Genomic DNA, 23,211 nt, shown 5'->3' with positions numbered 1-23,211 from the left:
GCTCGTCCCGCGACTTTTCGCGGGCGGGGAAAGGGTCGCGAACTTGCGCAATGCAGTGCAGAATCGCGTAGTATCCCCGCCATGAAAGCTTACCAGCAATTGCTCCGCGACATCCTTGAAAAGGGCACCGACAAATCGGACCGGACCGGCACGGGAACGCGCTCACTTTTCGGCTACCAGATGCGGTTCGACCTCTCGGAGGGGTTCCCGCTGCTGACCACCAAGAAGCTCCACATCAAGTCCATCGTCTATGAGTTGCTGTGGTTCCTGCGCGGGGACACCAATGTGCGCTGGCTCCAGGAGCGTGGCGTCAGGATCTGGGACGAGTGGGCCGACGAAAACGGCGACCTTGGCCCGGTCTATGGCTCGCAATGGCGCAGCTGGCCGGCGCCGGACGGGCGCCATATCGACCAGATCGCCAATGTGGTGCACTCGATCAGGACCAAGCCGGATTCGCGCCGGCACATCGTTTCGGCCTGGAACCCGGCCGAGGTTGACGAGATGGCGCTGCCGCCGTGCCATTGCCTTTTCCAGTTCTACGTCGCCAACGGCAAGCTCTCCTGCCAGCTCTACCAGCGCTCGGCCGACACGTTCCTGGGCGTCCCGTTCAACATCGCCTCCTATGCGCTCTTCACGCATATGATGGCGCAGGTGACCGGGCTCGAGGTGGGCGATTTCGTCCATTCGTTCGGCGACGTGCATCTCTATTCGAACCATTTCGAGCAGGCGCGCCTGCAACTGGAGCGCGAGCCGCGCCCGCTGCCGAAGCTGACGCTCAATCCCGACGTCAAGGCGCTCGAGGCCTTCACCTTCGAGGACTTCACCATCACCGGTTACGATCCCCATCCCCACATCAAAGCCGAGGTAGCTGTCTGATGCTCACCCGCCTTGGACTATCGCTCCTCCTGGCCGCGCTCCCCGCGTCGGCCATGGCCAACGATTCCATGGCGCAACTGGGCGCGGGCGGGCTGAGCTTCATCACCAATGACAAAGTGCAGATGCTCTCGGAAGACCTTTCGATCTCGGCCGAAGAGGTCAAGGTCGTCTACGAGTTCAAGAATTCCTCGGACGAGGATCAGCATACGCTGGTGGCCTTCCCGCTACCCGACATCACGGGAAGCGGGGATTTCATCGTCAGCATTCCCACCGAAGATCCGCAGAACATCTTCGGGTTCGAGACCACGTTCAACGGCAAGCCGGTGGAGGCGACGCTCCACCAGTATGTCTTCGCCTTCGGCATCGACCAGACCGACTATCTCAAGGGCCTGGGCATTCCACTCACGCCCTACGGCCAGGACACTATCGACAAGCTCAATGCGCTGCCCGAGGTCGATAAGAACGAGCTGATGCATCGCGGGTTGGTCATTCCGATGGAATACGACGCGGGGCAGGGCTGGCAGACCGACATGACGCCCGTCTGGACCCTCAAGTCGACCTATAGCTGGGAAGCCGATTTCAAGGCCGGCGCCATGGCCGAGGTGGTGCATACCTATAAGCCGAGCGTCGGCGGCACGGTGGCGGTGACGTTCCTGTCCGAGCCCTATGACGACTACGATCCGGCGAGCGAGTACCAGAAGAAGTATTGCACCGACGAGAGCTTCATCAAGGCGGTCAGGAAGACCCTGACGAGCAGCGACGACCCTTATAGCGCGCCGTTCACCGAGAGTTGGATTTCCTATATCTGGTCGACCGGCAACAACTGGAGCGGGCCGATCGGCAAGTTCCATCTGACCGTGGACAAGGGGGCGCCGGAGAACCTGGTGTCGTTCTGCGGGACGGACGTCAGGAAGACGGGGCCGACCACCTTCGAAATGACGGCGACGGACTTCTACCCGCCCTACAACCACGAGCTGGAGATCCTCATCCTCAACCGGCAAAAGCCTCAGTGATGGCGGACCTGCGCGAGCTGGCCCGCAAGGTCGGCCAGGTTTCCGACATCTACGCGGTGCGCAACGACATCGCGCGCGACGACGACTGGTATGCACTCAAGCTGCAGGAAGAGCTCGGCGAGCTGATGGCCGACTATCTGCGGCTGACCGGGCGCAGCCGCCGGAAGGGGGCGACGCCTGAGGTCATCGCGCAGGCCATGGCCGACGAGGCCGCCGATGTGCTGGCGCAATTGCTGCTGTTCTGCGACCGGAACGGCATCGATCTCGAGGCCGCGATTCAGCGCAAGTGGCTGCGTTATCTCGACAATTCCAACACCGAACCTTCATCCCCATGACACTTTCCATCCGCTCCACCACCCCGGCCGATGCGCCGCTGATCATCAAGTTCATCGAGGACCTGGCGTCCTACGAAAAGCTGCTCCACGAAGCCAAGGCGAGTGAGGCCGACATCGTGCGCGATCTCTTCGGACCTTCGCCGAAGGTGTTCTGCGATATCGCAGAGTGGGATGGGCAGCCGGCGGGCTTCGCGCTCTGGTACTACACCTACTCGACCTTCCAGGGACGCCACGGCATCTGGCTGGAGGATCTCTTTGTCGAACCAGCCATGCGTGGGAAGGGGCTCGGAAAGGCGCTGCTGGCGCATCTGGCGCGGCGCTGCAAGGCGGAGAACCTGGGGCGGCTCGAATGGAACGTGCTCGATTGGAACGAGCCATCCATTCAGTTCTACCAGTCCCAGGGCGCCGTATTCCTCGACGACTGGCGGCGGTGCCGGGTGACGGATGGGGCGCTGGAGGCGCTGGCGGGGCAATGAGCGTCAAGGTTGCCATGATCGCCGCCATCGGGCGCAACGGGGTGATCGGGGCGGGGAACGCCATTCCCTGGCGGCTGCCTTCGGACTTCGCCTTCTTCAAGCGCACCACGATGGGCAAGCCGATCATCATGGGCCGCAAGACTTTCGAGAGCATCGGCAAGCCCTTGCCGGGGCGCACCAATATCGTGATCACGCGCCAGAAGGGCTACCAGCCCGACGGTGTGCTGGTGATCGACAGCCTCGCCGCGGCGCTCGGTCACGCCCGCTCGATGGCGGAAGCCGATGGTGTTGACGAGGTTTTTATCGGCGGCGGCGGCGAGCTCTATCGCGAGGCGATGCCGCTGGCCGAACGGCTCTACATCACGGAGGTCGACCTTGAACCGCAAGGAGATACGGTGTTTCCGGCCATCGATCACGCTCATTGGGTGGTGGTCGACGAGCCGGAGGTGCCCCTTACGGGCAAGGACACTGCGTCATTTCGCGTAAAGGTCTATGAACGCCGCGCATAGCTCCGCATTGATCGGTCAAAAGCGCTTCCCTATATAGTTCGGCAATCTTGTGACAAGCGCTCGGAAAGGAACGCGATGCCCTGGGACAACAATACGGGTGGAGGCGGCCGCAACAATAATGGCGGACCGTGGGGGCAGGCCCCGCAGGGCGGTGGACCCCGCCGAGGCGGGACTCCCAATCTCGAAGAGATCCTCAACCGGGGTCGCGACAGCTTCCAGGGTGGCATTCCGGGCGGGCGCTGGGCGCTCATCGGTGGCGTCCTGGCGATCATGGCCTTCTGGGCCGCCAACTCGATCTACACCGTCGATCCCCAGCAGGTGGGCGTGGAACTGCGCTTCGGCAAGCCCAAGCCCGATCTCGCCAGCCCCGGCCTGCATTTCATGCTCTGGCCCATCGACAGCGTCGAGAAGGTCAACGTAACGGAAAACCAGACCGAGATCGGGACGGTTCCAACCAGCGCCACGCGCCGCAACGGCCAGCGTGATGAGGGGACCATGCTCACCTCCGACCAGAACATCGTGGACGTGAAGTTCTCGGTGCTGTGGTCGGTCGCCAATCCGATCGAATATCTCTTCAACGTGCGCGATCCGGAAGACATGGTTCGCAGCGCCGGCGAGAGTGCCATGCGTGAAGTCGTGGGCCGCCGCTCCGCCCAGGCCATCTACCGCGAAGACCGTGCCGGTATCGCCGTCGAGGTTCAGCAGATCACCCAGCGCATTCTGGATGACTACAAGCTGGGCGTGCGCGTCGGGCAGATCGCTATCGAGAACGTGGCGCCGCCGGCTGAAGTGGCCGATGCCTTCGATGAAGTGCAGCGCGCCGAGCAGGACCAGGAGCGTTTCCAGGAAGAAGCCCGGCAGTATTCCAATACGCTGCTCGGCGATGCTCGCGGCCAGGCTGCGCAAATGCGCGAAGATGCCGCCGCCTACAAGAACCGCGTCGTGCAGGAAGCCGAAGGCCAGGCCTCGCGCTTCACCTCGGTCTATGACGAATACGCCAAGGCCCCGCAGGTGACCCGCGAACGCATGTTCCTCGAGACGATGGAACAGGTGCTCGGCAGCTCCCAGAAGGTGATCGTGGACAAGAGCGCCGGTTCGGGCGTCGTGCCTTACCTGCCCCTCCCCGAGTTGAAGCCAAATAGCGGCATTACGCCGACGCCTTCGACTTCCACCACCACTACGACTAGCGGTCAGGGGAACTAAGCCATGAACCGTCTCATCATTCTTGGCGTTGCCCTTCTTGCCGTGGTCTATCTCGCGTTCTCGTCCATGTATGTGGTCAACGAGCGCGAGCAGGCGATCGTGATGCGCTTCGGCCGGATCACCGATGTCCATGAGGAACCGGGTCTTTACTTCAAGATCCCGACCTCGCTGGTCGATACGGTGCAGATCGTCGAGAACCGGCTGCTGCGCTATGACCTGGCCAATATGCGCCTGCAGGTCTCGGGCGGTCAGTTCTACGTCGTGGACGCGTTCCTCACCTACCGCATTTCCGATCCGCGTCTCTTCCGCGAGCGCTCGCAAGGCGAGTTGCGGGTGGCTGAGCAGCGTATTGCCACGCGCTTCGACTCCGCCCTGCGCCAGGTCTACGGCCTGCGCAACTTCAATGCCGCGCTCTCCGAAGAGCGTTCGCAGATGATGCGCGAGGCCCGAGACCTCATCCGTCCGGATATGGCCGAGCTCGGGATCGAAGTGGTGGACGTGCGCATCCTGCGTACGGATCTGACCCCGGAAGTCTCCGCCCAGACCTACGAGCGCATGAAGGCCGAGCGTCTGGCCGAAGCGGCGCTTCTGCGTGCGCGCGGCAAGGAAGCGGCGCAGAGCCTGCGCGCCATCGCCGATCGCCAGGCGGTCGAAATCGTGGCTGCGGCCCGCAAGGACTCCGAAGTCCTGCGCGGTGAGGGCGATGCCCAGCGCAGCTCGGTCTTCGCTTCCGCCTACAACAAGGACCCGGAATTCTTCCAGTTCTATCGCTCCATGGAGAGCTACAAGAACGCGCTGGGTTCGAGCGGTACGACGATGGTGCTGTCGCCTGATTCCGACTTCTTCCAGTACTTCGGCAATCCGGGCCAGAGCAGTGGCCAGCCTGCGCCGGCGATTCCCTCCGTCGAGGCGGCGCCCCAGGCGCCGGCCGCAACTCCGGCCGAACCTGCCGCCGCGCAGTAACGGCGGCTCCAGAACTGACAAGCGAACCCTTCCCGCGCGAGCGGGGAGGGTTTTTTGTTTGGGCCTCCGGTTGGGGAAAGCCCGGCTGCTGCCATAATGCTCGGGGGGCGCCATGGTAGGAACAAGCTTCAACTCACCGTGCCCGAGCTTGCATCGGGCCCGGACTTGTTTTCTTGTGCCCCTGGCCGCCCTGACAGCGGCATGGGGGATTGCCGGGAGGGTTAGTATGGGTTTTGCCCGGGCGGCACTGCGTGCCCTTGTCATCTTCGGCGCCGTGACATTGGCGGCCGTTCCAGCCGGGGCGGCTTCGCCGACCGCGCAGGGACCGGCTTCGGTTTCGGCGCTTGCCAAGCAATTGTCGCCGGCGGTGGTCAATATCGGGACCTCGCGCCATGTTCCGGGCGGGCAGGGCGTGCCCCTTCCGCAGGGGCCGGATGGCAGCCAGCTCGATGACATGCTCGACCATCTCAATCCCAATGACGGGCAGGGACCGGATGCCGAGCTCGAGGCGGAGAGCCTTGGTTCGGGGTTCATCATCAAGCCCGAGGGACTGATCGTCACCAACAATCACGTCATCGACGGCGCCGAGGAAATCCAGGTGTTTCTGACCGATGGCACGCGGCTGCCGGCCCGCGTCGTCGGCACCGACAGCAAGACCGATCTGGCGGTACTCAAGGTCGACGCCGGTCGCGACTTGCCCTTCGTCGAATTCGGCGACAGCGATACGGCCGAGGTCGGGGACTGGGTCATGGCCATCGGCAACCCGTTCGGCCTGGGCGGCTCGGTGACACTGGGCATCGTCTCGGCGCGCAACCGCGATATCAATTCGGGTCCCTACGACAACTTCATCCAGACCGACGCGGCCATCAACCAAGGCAATTCCGGCGGGCCGCTGTTCGACATGGACGGCAAGGTCGTGGGCATCAACACCGCGCTCCTGGCGCGCGGGGGCTCCTCGATCGGCATCGGTTTCGCGGTGGCGACGAATCTCGCCCGACCGGTGATCGAGCAACTGGTCGAATTCGGCGAGACCCGGCGCGGGTGGCTGGGCGTAGGCATCCAGGGCGTGACCGACGACATCGCGGCGAGCCTGGGGCGGCACAACACCAATGGCGCGATGGTCGTGGATATCACCAAGGGCGGCCCATCGGATGGCGTGCTCAAGGTGGGCGATCTCATCCTGCAGTTCGACGGCAAGCCGATCGAGCAGATGCGGGACCTTCCGCGCATTGTCGCCCAGACCGAAGTTGGCAAGTCCGTCGAGGTCAAGATCCTGCGCAACGGCAAGGACAAGACCGTCAAGATTTCATTGGGCCGGCTTGAGGTCGGCGAGCAGAAGATCGCCGAAGCCCAGCAGCAGCAGGAGCCTCCTCAGCCTCCTGACGCCCCCGACGCGCCGGTCGGGCCGCCTCCCGGCCTGCCAGAACTGGTGGGCTTCGAAGCCGGTCCCCTCAGCGCTGAAGTGCGCAAGCAGTACGGCATCCCCGAAGAGGTCAAGGGCGTGATCGTCACCGACGTCACGGCCAAGAGCGATGCCGAGGACAAGGGCATCATTCCGGGGCTGGTCATCAGCGAGGTGAACCAGCAGCCCATCGAAACGGTGGCTGACGTGGTCTCGATGGTGAGCGCCGCCAAGGAGGCGGGGCGTCCGGCGGTGCTGTTCAAGGTGACCGACGCCACTATGGCCAGCCGTTTCATCGCGGTTCGCCTGCAATAGGCGGCAGGCGTCCCGGCGGCTTAGCCGGGGCGCTTGATGCGGTAGAGCACGTGCTGGCGCAAAGGGTGCCCTTCGGCGAGGTTCGGATGGGCGAAATCGTCTGCCGGGTCGCGGCGCATGCCGATCTTTTCCATCACGCGCTGGCTTGGCAGGTTGGTCTGGGCGGTGAATGCCACGACCTCTGCGAACCCGAGCGTCTTCCAGGCGTGATCGAGCCAGGCCCGCGCCCCTTCGGGCGCCAGGCCCTGGCCCCAGTAGTTCTTGTCGAACTGCCAGCCGATCTCGACGCCCGGATCGCTGTCGATGACGGTGCGCATGCGGTCGGAGAGGCTGGCGACGCCGACGAGACCGATGAGCTTGCGGTCTGCCTTGTGTTCGGCGGCCCAGAAGTGGAAGCCGTGTTCGGCCGTGCGGGCAATGGCGTGATCGATCTGCGCGTTGACCTCTTCGGGCGTGGCCGTGCTCGGGTAGTAGCGACGGACATGCGGGTCGCCGAGGATGGCGGCCAGCGGCGCGCGGTCACGATCTTCCCAGGGGCGCAGGATAAGGCGTTCGGTTTCCAGGTTCATCGCACGAAATCTTCGTCGCTATAGCCTTGCAGATAGAGCAGGGCTGTGAGGTCACCATGATCGATGCGGACATGGGCCTGCTCGGCGACGACGGGCTTGGCGTGCAGAGCCACGCCCAGGCCGGAGGCCCGGATCATGTCGAGGTCGTTGGCGCCATCGCCGACAGCGAGTGTCTCTTCCACGGCAAGGCCGCGTTCGGCGGAGAGGGCGTTGAGGCGTCCGAGCTTGGTCATCTTGTCCACGATGGGCTTGGTCACCGTGCCGGTCAGCCGATCGCCGTCGAACTCGAGGACGTTGGCTGTGGCTTCGTCAAAGCCGATGCGCTTGGCGATGTAGTCGGCAAAGAAGGTGAAGCCGCCCGAGATGAGCGAGGTATAAGCGCCATAGGCCTTCATGGTGTGGACCAGGGCGCGACCGCCCGGGGCGAGGGTGATGCGCTCGCGGCGGATCTCCTCGATCACGGCGCGCTCGAGCCCGCGGAGCAGGGCGACGCGGGTATCGAGCGCCTGTTCGAAGTCGAGTTCGCCGTTCATGGCGCGGGCGGTGATGTCGGCCACCTGATCCTTGATGCCGAGCGCGTCGGCGAGCTCATCGATGCACTCCTGCTCGATCATGGTGGAATCCATGTCGGCGATGAGCAGCTTCTTACGGCGCTTCTCGACACGGACGAGCGCGGCATCGACGGGGCGGTCCTTGATGTGCAGGCGCGCCGTCGCGAGAGGGTCGGTTGACTTCGGCTCGACGATCTCGCAGGCAATGCGCTGGGTCAGCCAGTTGATTTCCCCGCCCGTCTCGCGCTGCACGGCATTGACCAGATCGCTGTCGAGCGCCGGATCGGAAGGGTTGGCGATGAGGCAGAGAACCGACATATGGGACCCGGTACGACAGAGGAATGGTGATGAGCGGAGCGCCGAAAAGGCGAGCGGTGTTGATAGCGGGTCCGACTGCCAGCGGCAAGTCGGCGCTGGCCCTGGCGCGGGCCCGGGAGAGCGGCGGCATCGTCGTCAACACCGACGCCATGCAGGTCTACGACGTCCTGCGTGTCGTCACCGCCCGCCCGAGTGCTGCCGAGGAGGCGCAGGCGGAACATCGCCTCTATGGCTTTGTCTCGCCGAGCGAGCGGTTTTCGACGGGAGCATGGGCCGGCGCAGTTGAGAAACTGATTCAAGAAACGGATCGCGAGCGGCCACTGATTTTCGTAGGTGGGACAGGACTTTACTTCGAAGCGCTCACAAACGGATTCGCTGAGGTTCCGACTGTCCCCGCCGAAGTGGTGGCCGAAGCTGAGAAAGAGATTCAAGGACTTGATGCAGAGAATCGGGCTCGCCTGATCGCCGAGCGTGACCCGGAAATGGCCCGGCGCCTCAGGGCTCCTGATCCGCAGCGGGTAGTGCGGGCTTTGGCGGTGCTAAAGGCAACCGGCAGGTCGCTTGCCAGCTTCCAGGATGCCGCCCAGAGCGGGCTGCTGGAAGGGTTCGAGGTCGAGCGCGTCGTGCTCAACCCGGATCGTGATGTTCTGCGCGAGAGGATCGCGCGGCGGTTCGAGACCATGTTCGATGGCGGCGCGGTCGACGAGGTCGGCGCACTCATGGCGATGGACCTCGACCCGGCGCTACCGGCAATGAAGGCCATCGGCGTGCCCGAGATCGCCGCGGTGCTCGCGGGCCGGATGAGCGAGGACGAGGCCATCGAGCGCGCCATCATCGCGACGCGCCAATACGCCAAGCGGCAGCGCACCTGGATGCGTAACCGGATGGGTGACTGGACCTGGATCGCGCCCTAGCGATCAGGCGTCCAACTGCTCCCTGAGCTTGTCGAACCGGATGAGGTTGAGCCGTTCGCGCATGGCGAAGCGGACGGTGAGGACGATGGCGACGAACGCCAGACCCGCCGCCAGGCCGCTCCAGACGCCCACCCCGCGCCAGTCGAGGACGAAGCCACAGAGATAGGCCACGGGCAGGCCGACGAGCCAGTAGCCGACGATCGCGATGATCATCGGGACCTTGGTGTCGTTGAGTCCGCGTAGCGAGGCGGCCGCGATGGCCTGTGTTCCGTCGACGACCTGGAAGAGCGCCGAGACGATTAGGTAGGTGGCCGCCAGGCCGATGGCGTGCACATTGGCCTCGTGGGACGGATCGAGGAAGAAGGTCACGAGGCGTAGCGGGAAGAGCAGGAACAGGGTGCAGGTAATGGACTCGAAGGCCAGGGTCAGGCCGATCGAAGACCAGCCGGCCTTGCGGATGCCCTCGCGCGAGCCGGCGCCGTAAGCCAGGCCGACGCGGACGGTGGTGGCCTGCGAGAGGCCGAGCGGCACCATGAAGGCCATCGAGGTGATCTGGAGCGCCACGGCATGGGCGGCGACCTCATCGGTGCCGAGCAGTCCCATGAGGATCGCTGCAGCCGAGAAGAGGCCTACCTCGGCCATGACGGTGAGACCGATCGGGGTGCCGATGCGGAACATCTCGCGGAAGCGGGCCCAGTCGATGGCGAAGAAGTTGCCGAAGATGTTGTAGCGGCGATAGCGCCGGTGCCAGAGCACGTAGCCGAGCATCATCAGGAACATCAGCAGGTTGACAGTGGCCGTGGAGATGCCCGACCCCTTGAGCTCGAGGCGGGGGAAGCCGAAATTGCCGAACATAAGGCAGTAGTTGAGGCCCGCATTGATGAAGATGCCGAGGATGGTGATCACCAGGATCGGCCGCGTTACGCCATGGGCCGAAAGGAACGAGCGCAGCACGATAAGGCCGAGCGCCGGCAGGAAGAGCCAGGCGGCGTGGTGGACGAAGTCCTGGGCGAGGTCGGTCGCCTCGGGGTTCTGTCCGAGGGCGAGGAGGATGGGCTTGACCTGCCAGACCACCGGAATGAGCACGGCGGCAATGGCGATGACGACCCAGAAGGCGGTCCGCAGGGTGCGCTGCACGCTGCGCAGGTCGCGGGCTCCCAGTGCCTGGGCCACCATGGGGGCGACGACGCCGACCAGACCGATCGAGCCGATGAGGAACATGTTGAAGAAGGCCGTGGCGAGCGCGCCGCCTGCTAGGTATTTGGGGCCGAGCCAGCCCATCATGATGACGTCGGACGTGAACAGGGCATTCTGCGCCAGCTGGGCGAGCACCAGCGGCCAGGCGAGAGCAAACAGCGCCTTGAGTTCGGCGCTCCAGCCAGAGCGCACGTTTGCGGGCGCCAGGGCGGCGTCCGAATCCAGTTGGACAGTCATGAAAGGCTTCCTTATCGCGCATGACCTGTAGCCGATGGCGGAGGAAGCTGCTACCCCCGGGCTGCCGATCACCAAGGGGTTGCCATGGCACGGGATATGTTCAGTCGCATCACGCTCGGCCTGGGCGGCCTGATCGGGGGCGCCGGCGTGGCGCTCGCGGCCGCTGCCTCCCATGGCGGTGATGAGCACCTGCTGGGGGCGGCCTCGACAATCTGCCTGGCTCACGGACCTGCGCTCCTGGCGCTCGGGCTGTTCCGGCTGCCGGGAAGGGCCCTGCAGGCTGCGGCGCTGCTCCTGGGCGTGGGTACACTGCTTTTCGCCGGCGATCTCATCACACGACATTTTACCGGGGCAGGGGTGTTTCCGGGGGCCGCGCCGTTGGGCGGAGCGGCCATGATCGGGGGCTGGATCGCCGTGGTCGTGGCGGCAATTATCGATAGCAAGTAGTTGCTATCGCGCCACATATTGACGTCCGCCCCATTTTTGACTTGTTTAAAGGTGGAACCATAAAGCGCGAGCCGCATTGAGCCCGCACCATCTCAGGAGGGTCAAGAATGAAGAAACTACTCGTGATCGCGGCGGCACTGCTGTCGCTCTCGGCTTGCACCAGCACGCAGCAGGGTGCTGCCGTTGGCGCCGTTGGTGGTGGCATCATCGGTGCCGCTACGACCGGTTCGGTCCTTGGCACCGCGGTTGGCGCGGGTCTGGGCGCGGTTGCCGGTGCAGCCATCGGCAAGGTCGCTGACCAGCCCGGCAAGTGCTACTATCGCAATTCGAAGGGCCAGGTGTTCATCGATACCTGCCCGCGCGGCTAAGCCGTCAGCCAGTTTACTGGTCTAGGCAATAGACAGCACCCGGTCCCGGCGCTCAGCCGGGGCCGGGTGTTTTTGTTTTTCTGCCGCAACTTCAAGCGCTCATGGCGAGTTGATCCTTCAGTGCAACGCCGGGAGGTTCCCATGAACGCACCGATCGAAATCAGCTTCCGTCACTTCGAACCGAGCGACCGCATCCGCGCCAAGATCGACGAGTTGGCCGGTAATCTGGATAGGCTCGACCGCGCCGTCATTTCAGGGCACGTGATCATCGACGGCAAGAACAAGATCGGCCACAAGAGCGTCGTCAGCATCCATGTGGAACTCGCCTATCCGGGCGGCCTGGCGATCGGCAAGCGCAGCGTCGATCTTCCATCGCCGGCCGGGCCGCAGGCGTTCGACACTGCCCTGGCCGATGCCTTTCATACGGCGGCCGAACAGGTCTCGACCCATTTCCGCAAGCTGGCGCCCCAAGACGTCAAGCAACTGGCCCATCAGCCCGAGCATGGGCGCATCGCGCGCCTGGATGGGGCGGTGCGCAACGGCTTCATCGAAATGCATGACGGGGCGACGCTGTTCTTCTCGGAGGCCGTGCTCAAGGGGCGCTTCGATGCGCTGGCCGAGGGCGACGAGGTGCTGGCGGTGGCCTCTGACGAAGAAGGGCCCTACGGCCCGCAAGCGTCCGCGGTCAAGGCGATCGGGCCTCTCGGCTAATCGGAAACCCAGCTATCGAAGCCGCCCGACTTGTTGAGTCGGGCGATCATGAAGCCGCCGTGAGGGCGTGCGCGGATCTCGTAGTTGTAGTGCTGGCCATCAATTGTGCGCCACGTTGCGAGACTTTCAGCGGCGCTCTCGCGGCTCTGCCAGACGCGCGGCGTTTCCCCGCCGCCTTCCCTGACGAATGCTGATGACATGTTTTCACCTCCCGGGTGAAAACTAGCGAACGGGCCTTCCGGTTGCAGGGTAGACCGGCCGGAAGGGGGAGGGCGCGCGCCGCGGCGGGCAAGGCTTTGTCGCCATTCGAAAAGCCTGGGAGCGGTGCATATCATCCCTGCGCTGTGATGACTTGATAACGTCGCAATAGCCAGCGATAATGCGGTTACGTTTTCGTCTGAACTTGCGCTATCTGAACTACCGGCTCGCCGGTGCTTGGAAACCTCCTGATCTTGCGAACGTTTATAGGCCTTGTCCGCGCGTTGCGGACAAGAAAACGCGCCGGCCCGAGTTGGGTCCGGCATCATCACAAGGTTTACCATGACCATCGGCACCGTTAAGTTCTTCAACACCACCAAAGGCTACGGCTTCATCCAGCCCGAGGATGGCACCAAGGACGCTTTTGTTCACATCTCCGCCGTGGAGCGCTCGGGCATGACCACGCTCAACGAAGGCCAGAAGGTCTCCTACGACCTGCAGTCCGGCCGCGACGGCAAGTTGTCGGCGACCAACATCAAGGCTCTCTAAGGAGCCAGGTCGCCCCGGCGACAACAGGAGGGCCCCGCAAGGGGCCTTTCGCGTTTCTGGCCGCAGAAACGACAAAGGCCCCGGATCGGGGCCTTTTGCTTTTCCGGCAGATGCCGGCTCAGTGATGCTCGAGGATGGGGTTCTGGAGGTCCGCCAGGCGCTGTTCCATCTCGTCGGCGGTCTCGCTGTCGAAACGGCCCATGCGGAAGCCGGTGATGATCTCGGCGATCTGAGCGGCGCGCCTGCGGTAGGTGTCCATGCTCTCGCCATCGAAGCGCTTGCTTGAAATGCGGGGCCAGCCGTCCATTCCAACTCTCCGTAGTCCAGACCCCGGAAAAATTACGACCGGCAGGTTAGACGATGTTGAGGGAATGGTTAGAATTTGGAGAGAAAGCCGGGTCAGCCGGCCGCCTCGCCGCCCATCATGTAGCCAATACCGCGTACGGTCTCGATGAGCGACGGCTGGCCGGATTCGTCGATCTTGGCGCGCACGTAGCGGACGTAGACGTCCACGATCTTGGTGCCCGGATCGTAGCCATATTCCCAGACGCTGTTGAGAAGCCGCTGGCGCGAAACGACCTTGCCGGCATTGACCATGAGGTAGCGCAGGAGCTCGAATTCGCGCACCGTCAGGGCGATCGGGCGGTCGTTCCGTGTGACGCGGCGCGATTGCGGGTCGAGGGCCAGGGGGCCGATGCGCAGGATGTCCTCGTGATCGATGTCAGAGCGCCGGCGGCGCAGCGCCACGATGCGCGCCAGCAACTCGTCGAAGGCGAAGGGCTTGGTGAGGTAATCGTCGGCGCCACCCTTGAGACCCTCGACCTTGTCCTGAAGGCTATCCTTGGCGGTGAGCATCAGGATCATGGCGGGCCGCCGCTCCTCGCGCAGGATGCGGCAGACCTCCATGCCGTCGATATAGGGCAGCATGCGATCGAGGATGATGAGATCGAAATTGTCGGTGCGCGCCCGCTCGAGGCCATCGCGCCCATCCTGTTCCACGCTCACCTGGTAGCCTTCGGCAGCCAGTCCCCGCTCGAGGAACGAGGCGATGCGGCGATCATCTTCGATGACAAGTATCTTCATGGGTCTAGCGTGCGCCTGCCGGTAAAGTGAACTCCAGGACCGCCCCGCCCTCGGGCCGGTTCTCCAGACTTATAGTGCCTCCGTGGCGATCGAGGATATCCTTGGCGATGGCAAGGCCGATGCCCAGCCCTTCGTTTTCCAGGTCGCTCTCGCCGCGCCCGCGATAAAAGCGCTCGAAGACCCGGGGGTGGTCCTCGGGGGTGACGCCGGGCCCCTCGTCGGTGATGCGAATGGCGATGCTGTCGTCCAGGGCCTCGGTCTGGATGCCGATGGTGCCGCCGGGCGGGGAGTGCTTGACCGCGTTATCCAGCCCGATCATGAGCGCCTGGCGGATGCGGCGGAAATCGGCCTCGACATGCCGGCCGCCATCGTTGAGGGACACCGCGATGCGGGCCTCGCGCGGCTCGGCCAGTAGCTCGGCCTCTTCGGCGGCGAGGCTGACGACATCGTCGAGACGCCCATCGGTGACGATGTAAGGCTGGTTCTCGGCATCGGCGCGGGCAAAGGCCATGAGGTCTTCGAGCAGGCGCCCCAGATCCTTGGCCTGGCCCTGGATGCGCTCGATGGACTGGCGCAGCTCGGCGGCATCGGCCGGGCCGCGCAGGGCCACGTCGGCCTCCCCGCGCAGGACGGTGAGCGGGGTGCGCAGCTCGTGGCTGACATCGGCCAGGAACTGGGTGCGGCGATTGTCGATGACCTTGAGCTGATCGCTGACCGAGCGCAGCTCGGCGGTGCGGGTGGCCAGCTCGGTGGCGGTCTTCTCGCCATTGGCGGCCACGGCGTTGAAGGCGGTGGCGAACTCGGCGAAATCGTCCTTGCCGGCGAAATCGAGGCGCTGGGCGTAGTCCCCCGCAGCGAGCTTTTCGGCGGCGGTGGCGATCTCGCCCAGGGGGCGGACGATGGAGCGCCGCAGGAGGTAGCCCAGGGAGATGAGGCAGGCGAGGGCCGCCACGGCGAGCACGGCGCCGCCGGCCCATAGCCGCGCCTGCCAGGTGGCGATGGCATCGAGCTGATCGGCGACTTCGGCGCGCTCGTCCTGGAGGGCCCGGTCGATCTGGGGCTGGAGCTCGTTGGCGAGGCGGAAGGCGACGTCGCGCGAGAAAAGGGCGATGCCTTCGACCTGCCGGCCATCGCGCTGCAGGGCCAGGGCCCGCGTCGCGTTGACATCGATGCCGTGATAGAGTTCGAGCATGCGCCGGTTTTCCTCGACCTCGGGCAATTCGGCCTGCACTTCGCTCAGGCCGCCAAGGGTGGCGATCTCGTCGCGGGTGGCCTGGTTGAGCCGGGCGAAGACCTTTTCCATGTCGAGTCGCGCGGTCTGCAGGTCGGCCATCTTCTCGCGGCCCAGCAGCAGGGTGCTGGCGACCTGCTCGCCGTAATTGTTGGCGCGGCCATCGAGATCGGCCAAGGCCTCGAAACGCTTGTGGACGCCATCGACCCGGCCGGCGAAATGACCGGACAGGCGCAACGCGCCGGCCATCAGCGCGATCATGGCGAGGATGAAGACGAGGCTGGCGATTTCGAGCGCAAGGATGCGCCAGCGCAGCGACATGGGCGAAAGCCTCCTGAACGGCAACGTCCAAATCACTATTGGCTGGAGCGGCTTGTGGGAAGGGGCATATGCCCGCAAACGCGGTCACGGCCGCGTCATGGCCGTCGCTTGACCGTCTCTTGACCGTCTCTTGGGCAAGCAGGCGCGCCGAAGCGCCGCCCGGCCACAAGGCCGGCGGGTGCTGCAGGGACGGCGGCTCGGGGCGAGGTCTGCCTCACGAACACAAGATGGATGAACGAGGCTCGCCTCGCCCCTGAGCGTTGGGGTTCTACGAACCCGTACACGCAAGTTGCCCGCGAGCGCACTCCGGGCCGGTCACGTCACACTTAGGCCGGAAACAGGGCGACCCCTGCTTCCCCCAACTCCCAGAACCCCGTGACGCAAGCTGCGTTCGCGAAACCGCAGCCCGAACTCGCCACCGGCCGCCGGACACCTCGTCAGTGCCCCGCTATTGGCGGAGGGATGGGCAAAGTATGCGCGAGAAGCAAAATCGGGGGATAAGTCGGCGGGCGCGGCGCGATTTGCCCATGGCCTCCGTGGGTTAGGCGGAACGGGCACGCGGGGGAGAGATCGGCGCCGGTCTGGTTTCGCCGGATTTGCGAGGGCGCTAGACTGGCGGCGGCGCAACCACGCGGGTGACGCGGAATGGCCGGCAAGCATGAGATGGTGGAGGTGACCAGCCGGGCGGAGTGGCGCGGCTGGCTCGAGAGGCACCACGGGCAGGGCGAGAGTATCTGGCTGGTCACCTACAAGAAGGGCGACGGGCGGCACGTGCCCTATGAAGCGATCGTGGAGGAGGCGCTGTGCTTCGGCTGGGTGGACAGCCTGCCGCGCAAGCTGGACGACGCCCGCTCGATGCTGCGCCTTTCCCCGCGCCGGGAAGGCAGCGCCTGGTCGCAGGTTAATCGCGCCCGGGTCGAGCGGCTGATTGCCAGCGGAGCGATGGCCCCGGCCGGAATGCGCCTGGTGGAGGCCGCGCGGCGCAACGGGCAATGGAACGCGCTCGATGCCGTGGAGGCGCTGGCCGAGCCGGACGATCTCGCGGCGGCGCTGGCAGCGAACCCCGAGGCGCTGCGCTACTGGTCGGCCTTCCCGCGCTCGGCCAAGCGGGCGATCCTCGAATGGATCGGGGGCGCCAGGACCGACGAGACGCGAGCCAGGCGCATCGTCGAGACGGTGGAGAAGGCGGCGGTCAACATCCGGGCCAACCAGTGGCGACAGCCGAAATCGGGCGGGGTGAGCGAGTAGGGGGCGCGGGGGTGGCCTTCGCGAAACACACGGATTGCCAAAGGGATGGCGGCTGGTAGTCTCTCAGGCGGGAGGCAGCACGATGAGCATCGAATTTCTCATCACGACCCTGGTGGTCGTGGCGTCGCCGGGAACGGGCGTGCTCTATACGCTGGCCGCCGGGCTGACGCGCGGGGCGAAAGCGAGCCTGGTGGCGGCCTTCGGCTGCACGCTCGGCATCATTCCGCATATGGCGGCGGCGATCACCGGGTTGGCGGCGCTCCTGCATGCAAGCGCGCTGGCCTTCGAGGTGATCAAGTATACCGGAGTGGCCTACCTGCTCTACATGGCCTGGCAGACGCTGCGGGAGAAGGGCGCACTCAATGTCGAAGGCCAGAGCGCGCCGCGCTCGGCCCGGCAGGTGATCGTCGAGAGCGTGCTGATCAATATTCTCAACCCCAAACTCTCGATCTTCTTCTTCGCCTTCCTGCCGCAATTCGTGGACCCGGGCGCGAGCGGGGCGGTGCCGAAGATGCTGGAACTGAGCGCGGTGTTCATGGCGCTGACGTTCGTGGTGTTCGCGATTTATGGCGTGTGCGCCGCCGCGGTGCGGCAGCACGTGGTTTCGCGGCCGAAGGTGATGATGTGGATGCGACGGACGTTTGCGGCGGCGTTTGTGGGGTTGGGGGTTAAGTTGGCGGTGGTGAGCAGGTGAGGGGCTACCGACTTCCGTTATCAATCCACGTTACGAGCATCTGGGCCGCATTGCCATATAAGCCGGACCACGCACTCGGGCCCTTCAATTCGGCTACGAAAAGCAAGTCGTTCGCATCAACATACTGGCGAAGGTCATCACGTATCTTCACTGGCGTGGTATCCCAGTTTATGAACCATACAGACTCTAGACCTCTGACTGCCTTCCACTGACCAAGGCGCGCGTACAACGTTGAATAGTCGCGGCCTGGCGCGCGCAGATCGTAGCTCACGATGTAGACAGCCATAAAAATCTCCTGTTTATTGAACGAATTATCACTAATTAGTCAGCGTCTCAATCGCTGATATTGGAGGGGGTATGGCAGCGGATCCGAATGTCTTCAACGCGGCCACGGAATTTGGCCGTCTTGACTATCTATCAGCACTAATGGCTCTTATTGCGTTGCTTATTGCCTTGCTGGCGTTCCCGTTTTTTAACTTCTTGAAGTATCGAGCAGAGCAGGTTGCTGCCGGCGCTGCCAGGGAAGAGCTAGAGAAGGCCGTCCGGCGCCTGGAGCAAGATGCGGTAAACAGAATGGAGGCTATGTTACCCTCGCTCGTTCGTGACTATATGGAGTTGGCACGAGCGGTAACAGTGACAGATCAAGAGGCGAACGAAATAGCCGCTGCTCAAGGGACAGACCAAGATGACGCTAGCAGAGACGATTCGTAGGGCCCAAACTAAGGTCCCCGTGGACTTGGAGGGAATATGCCGTGAATTCGGCATTAGGCTGCATGAAGCTTGGCTGGACACCGATATCTCGGGAGAGTTGGTGTCGATACCCGAAACTGGTAGCTACCAAATTAACGTGAACGCAAGCCACTCCACTGCGCGCAAGCGATTCACGATCGCACATGAGTTGGGCCACTTTTTCCTGCACCGGCACTTGATAGGGCGGGGGATTGATGACGATCGAGTTTACCGCAGCACGTCTGCCGGACGCTATCACAACACGGCAATAGGTCCACGTGAGGAGACGGAAGCCAATAGGTTCGCAGCTAGTCTCCTGATGCCTCAAAGCCATATTGTTCAACTTCAGCGAGACGGCGTGCTTACCCCTGAGGCATTGGCGGCGAAATTGCTCGTCTCTCCTGCTGCTATGAGAATTAGGCTGGGGCTTCCAGTCGACGGGTCGAGGGATGACCAGTTCGTTCCTTCGGGGATTCCGGGGGACATCGGATCGGTTGTTCACTAGTCCCTTGACACCCACCCCCGCCCACGCCTATCCCTACCGCGTTCAATTTTTTGGAGAGGTCCCGTGCGGGCACTCATTCTCGTAGTAGGTAGGCGCATCGGCAACGTGGGTTAGAAACCCGCGAGCGAGCTGGTGCGCCGAAAACAGGTCCCGAATGGGGCCTTTTTTATTGCCTTTTTTCCGTCGCGGGCGGAAAGGAGCGCAGGGTTGGAAATGATGGGTTCGGTGGGTTTGGCCCACCCCCACCCCGGCCCTCCCCACAAGGGGGAGGGAGGAGAGGTGGGCCCCGAGTTGGTGGTTCGAGGGTTTCGGTGGGCTTTGCCCACTCCCGCCCCGGCCTTCCCTGGAGAGGGGGAGGCGGAGGCAGGCCCGGGTTTTAGGCGGTTCGGATGGGCCGTGGTGAGGAAGGAATTTTTGGCGATGGCTGAGAAGATGACGGGCGCCGAGATGGTGGTGCAGGCGCTGGCGGATCAGGGAGTCGAGCATATCTTCGGCTATCCGGGCGGCGCGGCGCTGCCGATCTATGACGCGATGTTCCAGCAGGAGAAGGTCCAGCACATCCTGGTGCGGCACGAGCAGGGCGCGACCCACATGGCCGAAGGCTATGCGCGCTCGACGGGCAAGCCGGGCGTGGTGCTGGTGACCTCGGGCCCGGGCGCCACCAATGCGGTGACGGGGCTGACCGATGCGCTGCTCGACTCCATTCCGCTGGTGTGCATCACCGCGCAGGTGCCGACCAACCTCATCGGCTCTGACGCCTTCCAGGAATGCGACACGGTCGGCATCACGCGCTCGTGCACCAAGCACAATTACCTGGTCAAATCGGTCAAGGACCTGCCGCGCATCATGCACGAGGCCTTCCATATCGCCACGACCGGGCGGCCGGGCCCGGTGGTGATCGACATCCCCAAGGACGTGCAGTTCGCGGTGGGCGAATATATCCGCCCCGACCTCGAGAATTTCCGCCATGCCAGCTACCAGCCCAAGGTGGAGGGCGACCTCGACGCCATCACGGCGGCGGTCGACCTGATGCTGCGGGCCGAGCGGCCGGTGTTCTACACGGGCGGTGGCGTCATCAACTCGGGACCGGAAGCAAGCAAGCACCTGCGCGAGCTGGCCGAGATCACCGGCTTCCCGGTGACCTCCACGCTCATGGGCCTGGGCGCGTTCCCCGCGAGCAACCCGCAATGGCTGGGCATGCTGGGCATGCATGGTTCGTACGAAGCGAACCTGGCGATGCACGACTGCGACCTGATGATCAATATCGGGGCGCGGTTCGACGACCGCATCACCGGGCGCATCGACGCCTTCTCGCCGGGCAGCCGCAAGATCCATGTCGATATCGACCCGTCCTCGATCAACAAGAACGTGGTCATCGACATTCCGGTGATCGGGGATTGCGGGCTGGTGATGGAAGAGATGATCCGCATCTGGCGCAGCCGCACCAACCAGCCGCGCACCGAGGCCATCGCGCCCTGGTGGGAGCAGATCAAGAAGTGGCGTGCGGTCAACTCGTTCGGGTTCAAGAACTCGGAAACGACCATCAAGCCGCAATACGCCATCCAGCGGCTCTACGAGGCGACCAAGGGCAAGGACGTCTACATCACCACCGAAGTCGGCCAGCACCAGATGTGGGCCGCCCAGCACTTCCATTTCGAGGAGCCGAACCGCTGGATGACGTCGGGCGGCCTCGGCACCATGGGCTACGGCCTGCCGGCAGCGGTGGGCGTGCAGGTGGCGCATCCGGACGCGCTGGTCATCGATATCGCCGGGGAAGCCTCGGTGCAGATGACCATGCAGGAGATGTCCACGGCGGCGCAGTATCGCCTGCCGATCAAGATCTTCATACTCAACAACGAGCGCATGGGCATGGTGCGCCAGTGGCAGGACCTGCTGCATGGCGGGCGCTACGCGCATTCCTATGCCGAGAGCCTGCCGGACTTCGTCAAGCTGGCCGAGGCCTATGGCGGCAAGGGCATCCGTTGCGAGAACCCGGCAGAGCTCGATGCGGCGATCCAGGAGATGCTGGATTACCCCGGACCGGTGCTGTTCGACGTGATCGTTGAAAAGGACGAGAACTGCCTGCCGATGATCCCGTCGGGCAAGCCGCATAACGAGATCATCCTGCCCGATACGGCGGACATCGGTTCGATCATTGATGAGAAGGGGAAGATGCTGGTTTAGGCGCGGGCGGCTCACCCCACCCTCGGTCCCTCCCCACAAGAGGAGGGAGGAGATGGGGCGGGATCAAGCCAACGCGTCTCCCTCCCCCTTGTGGGGAGGGAATAAGGGTGGGGGAGGCCCCACGCACCGGTGTTTCGAGGAACGTATAGAAAATGAACGCAAGCCTGTTGCCGACCGGATCGGCCTACTTCCTGACCCAGGAAACCGCAACGCCCGAGCGGCATACGCTCTCGGTGCTCGTGGACAACGAGCCGGGTATCCTGGCGCGTGTCGTCGGGCTCATCACCGCCAGGGGCTTCAACATCGAAAGCCTGACCGTCAGCGAGACCGAACACGACAAGCGACTTAGTCGCATCACGCTGGTCACCGTCGCCGTTCCCAAGACGCTCACGCAGATCAAGTTGCAGCTCGAACGGCTGGTGCCGGTGCACAAGGTGCACGACCTGACCGCCGAGGGCGCCGCGCTCGAGCGCGAGCTGGCGCTGATCAAGGTCAAGGGCACGGGCGAGCACCGCTCCGAGACGCTGCGCCTGGCCGATGCCTTCCGCGCGCAGGTGGTGGACGCCACCACCGAGAGCTTCGTTTTCGAGGTGACCGGAAAATCCTCCAAGATCGACTCGTTCATTGCCCTTATGGTCCCATTGGGATTGGTTGAAGTGGTGCGCACCGGGCTGGCCGCGATCTCGCGCGGGCCGGAGGGCATGTAAGGAGCGGACATGGCCGGGGACGGCGCTGCGTTTCAGGGGGCCTACGCCGACATAGGCGGGCGGAAGGTCTGGGTGAGCGAGCGCGGTTCCGGGCCGGCGCTGGTGTTCCTGCATGGCGGGCTGGGGTATTCCGAGCAGTTGCTCGATGCCCTCGGACCGACCCTGGGCCAGCAATACCGGCTGATCGGGTTCGATCGCATCGGGCAGGGCCGCACGTCGGACGACGGGCGGCCTTTCGATTATGGGCGCATGGGCGCCGAAGTCATCGAGTTCCTCGAGTGGCTCGGGGACGGGCCGCATGTGCTGGTCGGGTGGAGCGACGGAGGCATCGCGGCCCTGTTCGCGGCGCTGCAAAGGCCGGACCTCATCGAGGCCATGGTGCTGATCGGCACAAATTATCACTACGAGGGGCAGGACGCGTTCGACGTCGCGCCGGGCTCGGAGGTCTACCGGTTTCTCGAGGCCGACTACGGCCAGCGTGCTCCCGAGGGCGCGGAGCATTTTGCTTCGGTCTCCGAGCGCATGTTCGCGCTCTGGTTCTCGGAGCCGCGGTTGACGGACGAAGACCTGAGCAGGATCGCCCAGCCGGCACTGGTGATGCAGGGCGAGGACGACAACATCCATGTTGAGCACGCCGTCGCGATGTGGCGGGCGCTCCCCAGGGGGCACCTGTCGATCGTGCCGGGCGCGGGGCACGGCGTGGCGTTCGAAAAACCCGATTTCACCGCCTGGGTGATCCTCGATTTCCTGCGGACCATGCGGGGCTAGCCGGCGGCGAGTGTTGCCGAAAATTCACAATCGAAACCTGCCTCTGCCGAAAAATCACCGAAATTTCAGGGCGCTCTTGCAAGGACCGAGCGTGATCCCCAGTTCAGCGGGACCGACAAGAGGAGCCCAGGCCGATGACCACCAAGACCGCCGTAATCGCGTTACTGGCCATGTGGGGCGTGGGCACATGCCTCCCGGCGATCGCCGAGGAGGGCGGCAGGCCCCAGGGTGACGGGCTGACGGATCGGGTCTGGGTGCAGCAGGATACGGACCTGCCCGGGGCCATGCAGGTGTTTCTTTCGGATGGCACGCTGATCTCCGATTCGTGCTGGGAAACGCACCGGCTCTCGGCCTGGAAACAGGTGGACGCGACGCATCTGAGCTGGGAAGAGGACGGCATGCCGATCAGTGCCGAGATCGTGTCGCTCACCGCCGATGAACTGGTGCTCAAGTCGCCCGCCGGCGAGCAGCGGTTCAAGCCGGCGGACGTGCCCTATGTCTGTCCGGATATGCCCAAGGAATAGGGTCGATCCCATGCCTTCCTCCCTGGCCAAGGCCGGGGGACAGGGACTTTCAAGCAGGAACGTGTT

The 23,211-nt window shown here is 64.3% G+C and carries 29 protein-coding genes; 21 read left to right on the top strand and 8 right to left on the bottom strand.

The window, feature by feature from the left end:
* The first annotated feature begins 81 nt into the window (after positions 1–81).
* The 8 genes from FNA67_RS14725 to FNA67_RS14690 all read left to right on the top strand — a co-directional run bounded on the left by FNA67_RS14725 (position 82) and on the right by FNA67_RS14690 (position 7,092).
* Entirely contained in the window at positions 82–876 is a 795-nt protein-coding gene (locus FNA67_RS14725) for a thymidylate synthase (RefSeq protein ID WP_147656581.1), read from the top strand.
* Complete coding sequence (locus FNA67_RS14720) at positions 876–1,889, top strand: DUF4424 domain-containing protein (protein ID WP_147656579.1); 1,014 nt, start codon at positions 876–878, stop codon at positions 1,887–1,889. Before FNA67_RS14725 ends, FNA67_RS14720 begins: the two co-directional genes overlap by 1 nt.
* Positions 1,889–2,224, top strand: a complete 336-nt coding sequence (locus FNA67_RS14715) for a nucleoside triphosphate pyrophosphohydrolase family protein (protein ID WP_147656576.1) — start codon at positions 1,889–1,891, stop codon at positions 2,222–2,224. The genes FNA67_RS14720 and FNA67_RS14715 overlap by 1 nt, the downstream gene beginning before the upstream one ends.
* On the top strand, positions 2,221–2,700 hold the full coding sequence (locus tag FNA67_RS14710) for a GNAT family N-acetyltransferase (protein ID WP_147656574.1): 480 nt from the start codon (positions 2,221–2,223) through the stop codon (positions 2,698–2,700). Before FNA67_RS14715 ends, FNA67_RS14710 begins: the two co-directional genes overlap by 4 nt.
* Positions 2,697–3,209, top strand: a complete 513-nt coding sequence (locus FNA67_RS14705) for a dihydrofolate reductase (protein ID WP_147656572.1) — start codon at positions 2,697–2,699, stop codon at positions 3,207–3,209. The genes FNA67_RS14710 and FNA67_RS14705 overlap by 4 nt, the downstream gene beginning before the upstream one ends.
* A gap of 75 nt (positions 3,210–3,284) precedes the next feature.
* The gene (hflK, locus tag FNA67_RS14700) at positions 3,285–4,412 is read left to right on the top strand and encodes an FtsH protease activity modulator HflK (RefSeq protein WP_049705873.1); all 1,128 of its coding nucleotides are present in this window, start codon (positions 3,285–3,287) and stop codon (positions 4,410–4,412) included.
* 3 nt (positions 4,413–4,415) lie between these two features.
* A complete protein-coding gene (gene hflC, locus FNA67_RS14695) occupies positions 4,416–5,375 on the top strand; it encodes a protease modulator HflC (RefSeq protein ID WP_147656570.1) in 960 nt (319 codons plus the stop codon).
* A 226-nt stretch (positions 5,376–5,601) separates the two neighbouring features.
* Entirely contained in the window at positions 5,602–7,092 is a 1,491-nt protein-coding gene (locus FNA67_RS14690) for a Do family serine endopeptidase (RefSeq protein ID WP_170267323.1), read from the top strand.
* A gap of 20 nt (positions 7,093–7,112) precedes the next feature.
* Here the strand turns inward: FNA67_RS14690 and FNA67_RS14685 are convergent, their stop codons facing one another.
* A complete protein-coding gene (locus tag FNA67_RS14685; RefSeq protein ID WP_210246386.1) occupies positions 7,113–7,661 on the bottom strand; it encodes a GNAT family N-acetyltransferase in 549 nt (182 codons plus the stop codon).
* Entirely contained in the window at positions 7,658–8,530 is an 873-nt protein-coding gene (gene serB / locus FNA67_RS14680) for a phosphoserine phosphatase SerB (RefSeq protein WP_147656566.1), read from the bottom strand. Before serB ends, FNA67_RS14685 begins: the two co-directional genes overlap by 4 nt.
* A 29-nt stretch (positions 8,531–8,559) precedes the next feature.
* Here serB and miaA point away from each other — a divergent pair, with 29 nt between their 5' ends.
* Positions 8,560–9,444 (top strand): tRNA (adenosine(37)-N6)-dimethylallyltransferase MiaA, encoded by an 885-nt coding sequence (gene miaA / locus FNA67_RS14675; protein ID WP_244616357.1) that lies wholly within the window; start codon positions 8,560–8,562, stop codon positions 9,442–9,444.
* Positions 9,445–9,447: 3 nt separating this feature from the next.
* Here the strand turns inward: miaA and FNA67_RS14670 are convergent, their stop codons facing one another.
* Entirely contained in the window at positions 9,448–10,878 is a 1,431-nt protein-coding gene (locus tag FNA67_RS14670) for an MATE family efflux transporter (protein WP_147656557.1), read from the bottom strand.
* Positions 10,879–10,962: 84 nt separating this feature from the next.
* Here FNA67_RS14670 and FNA67_RS14665 point away from each other — a divergent pair, with 84 nt between their 5' ends.
* The 3 genes from FNA67_RS14665 to FNA67_RS14655 all read left to right on the top strand — a co-directional run bounded on the left by FNA67_RS14665 (position 10,963) and on the right by FNA67_RS14655 (position 12,404).
* The gene (locus FNA67_RS14665) at positions 10,963–11,325 is read left to right on the top strand and encodes a DUF423 domain-containing protein (RefSeq protein WP_147656555.1); all 363 of its coding nucleotides are present in this window, start codon (positions 10,963–10,965) and stop codon (positions 11,323–11,325) included.
* A gap of 107 nt (positions 11,326–11,432) precedes the next feature.
* Positions 11,433–11,693 carry a glycine zipper domain-containing protein gene (locus FNA67_RS14660; RefSeq protein ID WP_049705865.1) on the top strand — a complete coding sequence of 87 codons (261 nt, stop codon included), beginning with the start codon at positions 11,433–11,435 and terminating at the stop codon, positions 11,691–11,693.
* A 141-nt stretch (positions 11,694–11,834) separates the two neighbouring features.
* Positions 11,835–12,404 (top strand): HPF/RaiA family ribosome-associated protein, encoded by a 570-nt coding sequence (locus FNA67_RS14655; RefSeq protein WP_049705864.1) that lies wholly within the window; start codon positions 11,835–11,837, stop codon positions 12,402–12,404.
* On the opposite strand, the gene FNA67_RS14650 is transcribed toward FNA67_RS14655, so the two are convergent.
* Positions 12,401–12,604 (bottom strand): hypothetical protein, encoded by a 204-nt coding sequence (locus FNA67_RS14650; protein ID WP_147656553.1) that lies wholly within the window; start codon positions 12,602–12,604, stop codon positions 12,401–12,403. The two genes, FNA67_RS14655 and FNA67_RS14650, sit on opposite strands and share 4 nt — an antisense overlap.
* Positions 12,605–12,944: 340 nt before the next feature.
* Between FNA67_RS14650 and FNA67_RS14645 the strand changes: the two genes are divergently transcribed.
* Positions 12,945–13,151, top strand: coding sequence for a cold-shock protein (locus FNA67_RS14645; RefSeq protein WP_049705862.1), 207 nt, complete (start codon positions 12,945–12,947; stop codon positions 13,149–13,151).
* A gap of 118 nt (positions 13,152–13,269) precedes the next feature.
* Here FNA67_RS14645 and FNA67_RS14640 read toward each other — a convergent pair whose 3' ends face one another.
* The 3 genes from FNA67_RS14640 to FNA67_RS14630 all read right to left on the bottom strand — a co-directional run bounded on the left by FNA67_RS14640 (position 13,270) and on the right by FNA67_RS14630 (position 15,786).
* The gene (locus FNA67_RS14640; RefSeq protein WP_049705861.1) at positions 13,270–13,458 is read right to left on the bottom strand and encodes a hypothetical protein; all 189 of its coding nucleotides are present in this window, start codon (positions 13,456–13,458) and stop codon (positions 13,270–13,272) included.
* A 92-nt stretch (positions 13,459–13,550) separates the two neighbouring features.
* Positions 13,551–14,234, bottom strand: coding sequence for a response regulator transcription factor (locus FNA67_RS14635; protein ID WP_049705860.1), 684 nt, complete (start codon positions 14,232–14,234; stop codon positions 13,551–13,553).
* Positions 14,235–14,238: 4 nt separating this feature from the next.
* On the bottom strand, positions 14,239–15,786 hold the full coding sequence (locus FNA67_RS14630) for a sensor histidine kinase (RefSeq protein WP_147656551.1): 1,548 nt from the start codon (positions 15,784–15,786) through the stop codon (positions 14,239–14,241).
* 645 nt (positions 15,787–16,431) lie between these two features.
* On the opposite strand from FNA67_RS14630, the gene FNA67_RS14625 reads away from it, so the two are divergent.
* A complete protein-coding gene (locus FNA67_RS14625; RefSeq protein ID WP_147656549.1) occupies positions 16,432–17,034 on the top strand; it encodes a YdeI/OmpD-associated family protein in 603 nt (200 codons plus the stop codon).
* 82 nt (positions 17,035–17,116) lie between these two features.
* On the top strand, positions 17,117–17,728 hold the full coding sequence (locus FNA67_RS14620) for a LysE family translocator (RefSeq protein ID WP_147656547.1): 612 nt from the start codon (positions 17,117–17,119) through the stop codon (positions 17,726–17,728).
* A 4-nt stretch (positions 17,729–17,732) separates the two neighbouring features.
* Here the strand turns inward: FNA67_RS14620 and FNA67_RS14615 are convergent, their stop codons facing one another.
* Positions 17,733–18,014, bottom strand: a complete 282-nt coding sequence (locus FNA67_RS14615; protein ID WP_147656545.1) for a CRISPR-associated protein Cas2 — start codon at positions 18,012–18,014, stop codon at positions 17,733–17,735.
* 71 nt (positions 18,015–18,085) lie between these two features.
* On the opposite strand from FNA67_RS14615, the gene FNA67_RS14610 reads away from it, so the two are divergent.
* The 6 genes from FNA67_RS14610 to FNA67_RS14585 all read left to right on the top strand — a co-directional run bounded on the left by FNA67_RS14610 (position 18,086) and on the right by FNA67_RS14585 (position 23,145).
* Positions 18,086–18,439, top strand: a complete 354-nt coding sequence (locus tag FNA67_RS14610) for a hypothetical protein (RefSeq protein WP_147656543.1) — start codon at positions 18,086–18,088, stop codon at positions 18,437–18,439.
* Positions 18,414–18,962 carry an ImmA/IrrE family metallo-endopeptidase gene (locus FNA67_RS22490; protein WP_147656541.1) on the top strand — a complete coding sequence of 183 codons (549 nt, stop codon included), beginning with the start codon at positions 18,414–18,416 and terminating at the stop codon, positions 18,960–18,962. The genes FNA67_RS14610 and FNA67_RS22490 overlap by 26 nt, the downstream gene beginning before the upstream one ends.
* A 420-nt stretch (positions 18,963–19,382) precedes the next feature.
* Entirely contained in the window at positions 19,383–21,146 is a 1,764-nt protein-coding gene (locus FNA67_RS14600; RefSeq protein ID WP_147656539.1) for an acetolactate synthase 3 large subunit, read from the top strand.
* A 152-nt stretch (positions 21,147–21,298) separates the two neighbouring features.
* Positions 21,299–21,853 carry an acetolactate synthase small subunit gene (gene ilvN / locus FNA67_RS14595; protein WP_049705855.1) on the top strand — a complete coding sequence of 185 codons (555 nt, stop codon included), beginning with the start codon at positions 21,299–21,301 and terminating at the stop codon, positions 21,851–21,853.
* Positions 21,854–21,862: 9 nt separating this feature from the next.
* On the top strand, positions 21,863–22,621 hold the full coding sequence (locus FNA67_RS14590) for an alpha/beta fold hydrolase (protein WP_147656537.1): 759 nt from the start codon (positions 21,863–21,865) through the stop codon (positions 22,619–22,621).
* 134 nt (positions 22,622–22,755) lie between these two features.
* On the top strand, positions 22,756–23,145 hold the full coding sequence (locus tag FNA67_RS14585) for a hypothetical protein (RefSeq protein WP_049705853.1): 390 nt from the start codon (positions 22,756–22,758) through the stop codon (positions 23,143–23,145).
* The last annotated feature ends 66 nt before the right edge of the window (positions 23,146–23,211 follow it).

The sequence above is a fragment of the Youhaiella tibetensis genome (assembly GCF_008000755.1).
Lineage (GTDB): Bacteria > Pseudomonadota > Alphaproteobacteria > Rhizobiales > Devosiaceae > Paradevosia > Paradevosia tibetensis.
This window is presented reverse-complemented; position numbering and strand designations above follow the sequence as displayed.

Excerpts from the sequence above, each read along its gene's own strand:
- FNA67_RS14660 (WP_049705865.1), top strand. The coding sequence starts at position 11,433 with ATGAAGAAACTACTCGTGATCGCGGCGGCACTGCTGTCGCTCTCGGCT.
- FNA67_RS14640 (WP_049705861.1), bottom strand. The coding sequence starts at position 13,458 with ATGGACGGCTGGCCCCGCATTTCAAGCAAGCGCTTCGATGGCGAGAGC.
- FNA67_RS14645 (WP_049705862.1), top strand. The coding sequence starts at position 12,945 with ATGACCATCGGCACCGTTAAGTTCTTCAACACCACCAAAGGCTACGGC.
- FNA67_RS14670 (WP_147656557.1), bottom strand. The coding sequence starts at position 10,878 with ATGACTGTCCAACTGGATTCGGACGCCGCCCTGGCGCCCGCAAACGTG.
- FNA67_RS14665 (WP_147656555.1), top strand. The coding sequence starts at position 10,963 with ATGGCACGGGATATGTTCAGTCGCATCACGCTCGGCCTGGGCGGCCTG.
- serB (WP_147656566.1), bottom strand. The coding sequence starts at position 8,530 with ATGTCGGTTCTCTGCCTCATCGCCAACCCTTCCGATCCGGCGCTCGAC.
- FNA67_RS14620 (WP_147656547.1), top strand. The coding sequence starts at position 17,117 with ATGAGCATCGAATTTCTCATCACGACCCTGGTGGTCGTGGCGTCGCCG.
- ilvN (WP_049705855.1), top strand. The coding sequence starts at position 21,299 with ATGAACGCAAGCCTGTTGCCGACCGGATCGGCCTACTTCCTGACCCAG.
- FNA67_RS14625 (WP_147656549.1), top strand. The coding sequence starts at position 16,432 with ATGGCCGGCAAGCATGAGATGGTGGAGGTGACCAGCCGGGCGGAGTGG.
- FNA67_RS14715 (WP_147656576.1), top strand. The coding sequence starts at position 1,889 with ATGGCGGACCTGCGCGAGCTGGCCCGCAAGGTCGGCCAGGTTTCCGAC.
- FNA67_RS14600 (WP_147656539.1), top strand. The coding sequence starts at position 19,383 with ATGGCTGAGAAGATGACGGGCGCCGAGATGGTGGTGCAGGCGCTGGCG.
- FNA67_RS14590 (WP_147656537.1), top strand. The coding sequence starts at position 21,863 with ATGGCCGGGGACGGCGCTGCGTTTCAGGGGGCCTACGCCGACATAGGC.
- hflK (WP_049705873.1), top strand. The coding sequence starts at position 3,285 with ATGCCCTGGGACAACAATACGGGTGGAGGCGGCCGCAACAATAATGGC.
- FNA67_RS22490 (WP_147656541.1), top strand. The coding sequence starts at position 18,414 with ATGACGCTAGCAGAGACGATTCGTAGGGCCCAAACTAAGGTCCCCGTG.
- FNA67_RS14630 (WP_147656551.1), bottom strand. The coding sequence starts at position 15,786 with ATGTCGCTGCGCTGGCGCATCCTTGCGCTCGAAATCGCCAGCCTCGTC.
- FNA67_RS14655 (WP_049705864.1), top strand. The coding sequence starts at position 11,835 with ATGAACGCACCGATCGAAATCAGCTTCCGTCACTTCGAACCGAGCGAC.
- FNA67_RS14685 (WP_210246386.1), bottom strand. The coding sequence starts at position 7,661 with ATGAACCTGGAAACCGAACGCCTTATCCTGCGCCCCTGGGAAGATCGT.
- FNA67_RS14720 (WP_147656579.1), top strand. The coding sequence starts at position 876 with ATGCTCACCCGCCTTGGACTATCGCTCCTCCTGGCCGCGCTCCCCGCG.
- FNA67_RS14710 (WP_147656574.1), top strand. The coding sequence starts at position 2,221 with ATGACACTTTCCATCCGCTCCACCACCCCGGCCGATGCGCCGCTGATC.
- FNA67_RS14610 (WP_147656543.1), top strand. The coding sequence starts at position 18,086 with ATGGCAGCGGATCCGAATGTCTTCAACGCGGCCACGGAATTTGGCCGT.
- FNA67_RS14635 (WP_049705860.1), bottom strand. The coding sequence starts at position 14,234 with ATGAAGATACTTGTCATCGAAGATGATCGCCGCATCGCCTCGTTCCTC.
- FNA67_RS14615 (WP_147656545.1), bottom strand. The coding sequence starts at position 18,014 with ATGGCTGTCTACATCGTGAGCTACGATCTGCGCGCGCCAGGCCGCGAC.
- FNA67_RS14650 (WP_147656553.1), bottom strand. The coding sequence starts at position 12,604 with ATGTCATCAGCATTCGTCAGGGAAGGCGGCGGGGAAACGCCGCGCGTC.
- FNA67_RS14690 (WP_170267323.1), top strand. The coding sequence starts at position 5,602 with ATGGGTTTTGCCCGGGCGGCACTGCGTGCCCTTGTCATCTTCGGCGCC.
- FNA67_RS14725 (WP_147656581.1), top strand. The coding sequence starts at position 82 with ATGAAAGCTTACCAGCAATTGCTCCGCGACATCCTTGAAAAGGGCACC.
- FNA67_RS14585 (WP_049705853.1), top strand. The coding sequence starts at position 22,756 with ATGACCACCAAGACCGCCGTAATCGCGTTACTGGCCATGTGGGGCGTG.
- hflC (WP_147656570.1), top strand. The coding sequence starts at position 4,416 with ATGAACCGTCTCATCATTCTTGGCGTTGCCCTTCTTGCCGTGGTCTAT.
- miaA (WP_244616357.1), top strand. The coding sequence starts at position 8,560 with ATGAGCGGAGCGCCGAAAAGGCGAGCGGTGTTGATAGCGGGTCCGACT.
- FNA67_RS14705 (WP_147656572.1), top strand. The coding sequence starts at position 2,697 with ATGAGCGTCAAGGTTGCCATGATCGCCGCCATCGGGCGCAACGGGGTG.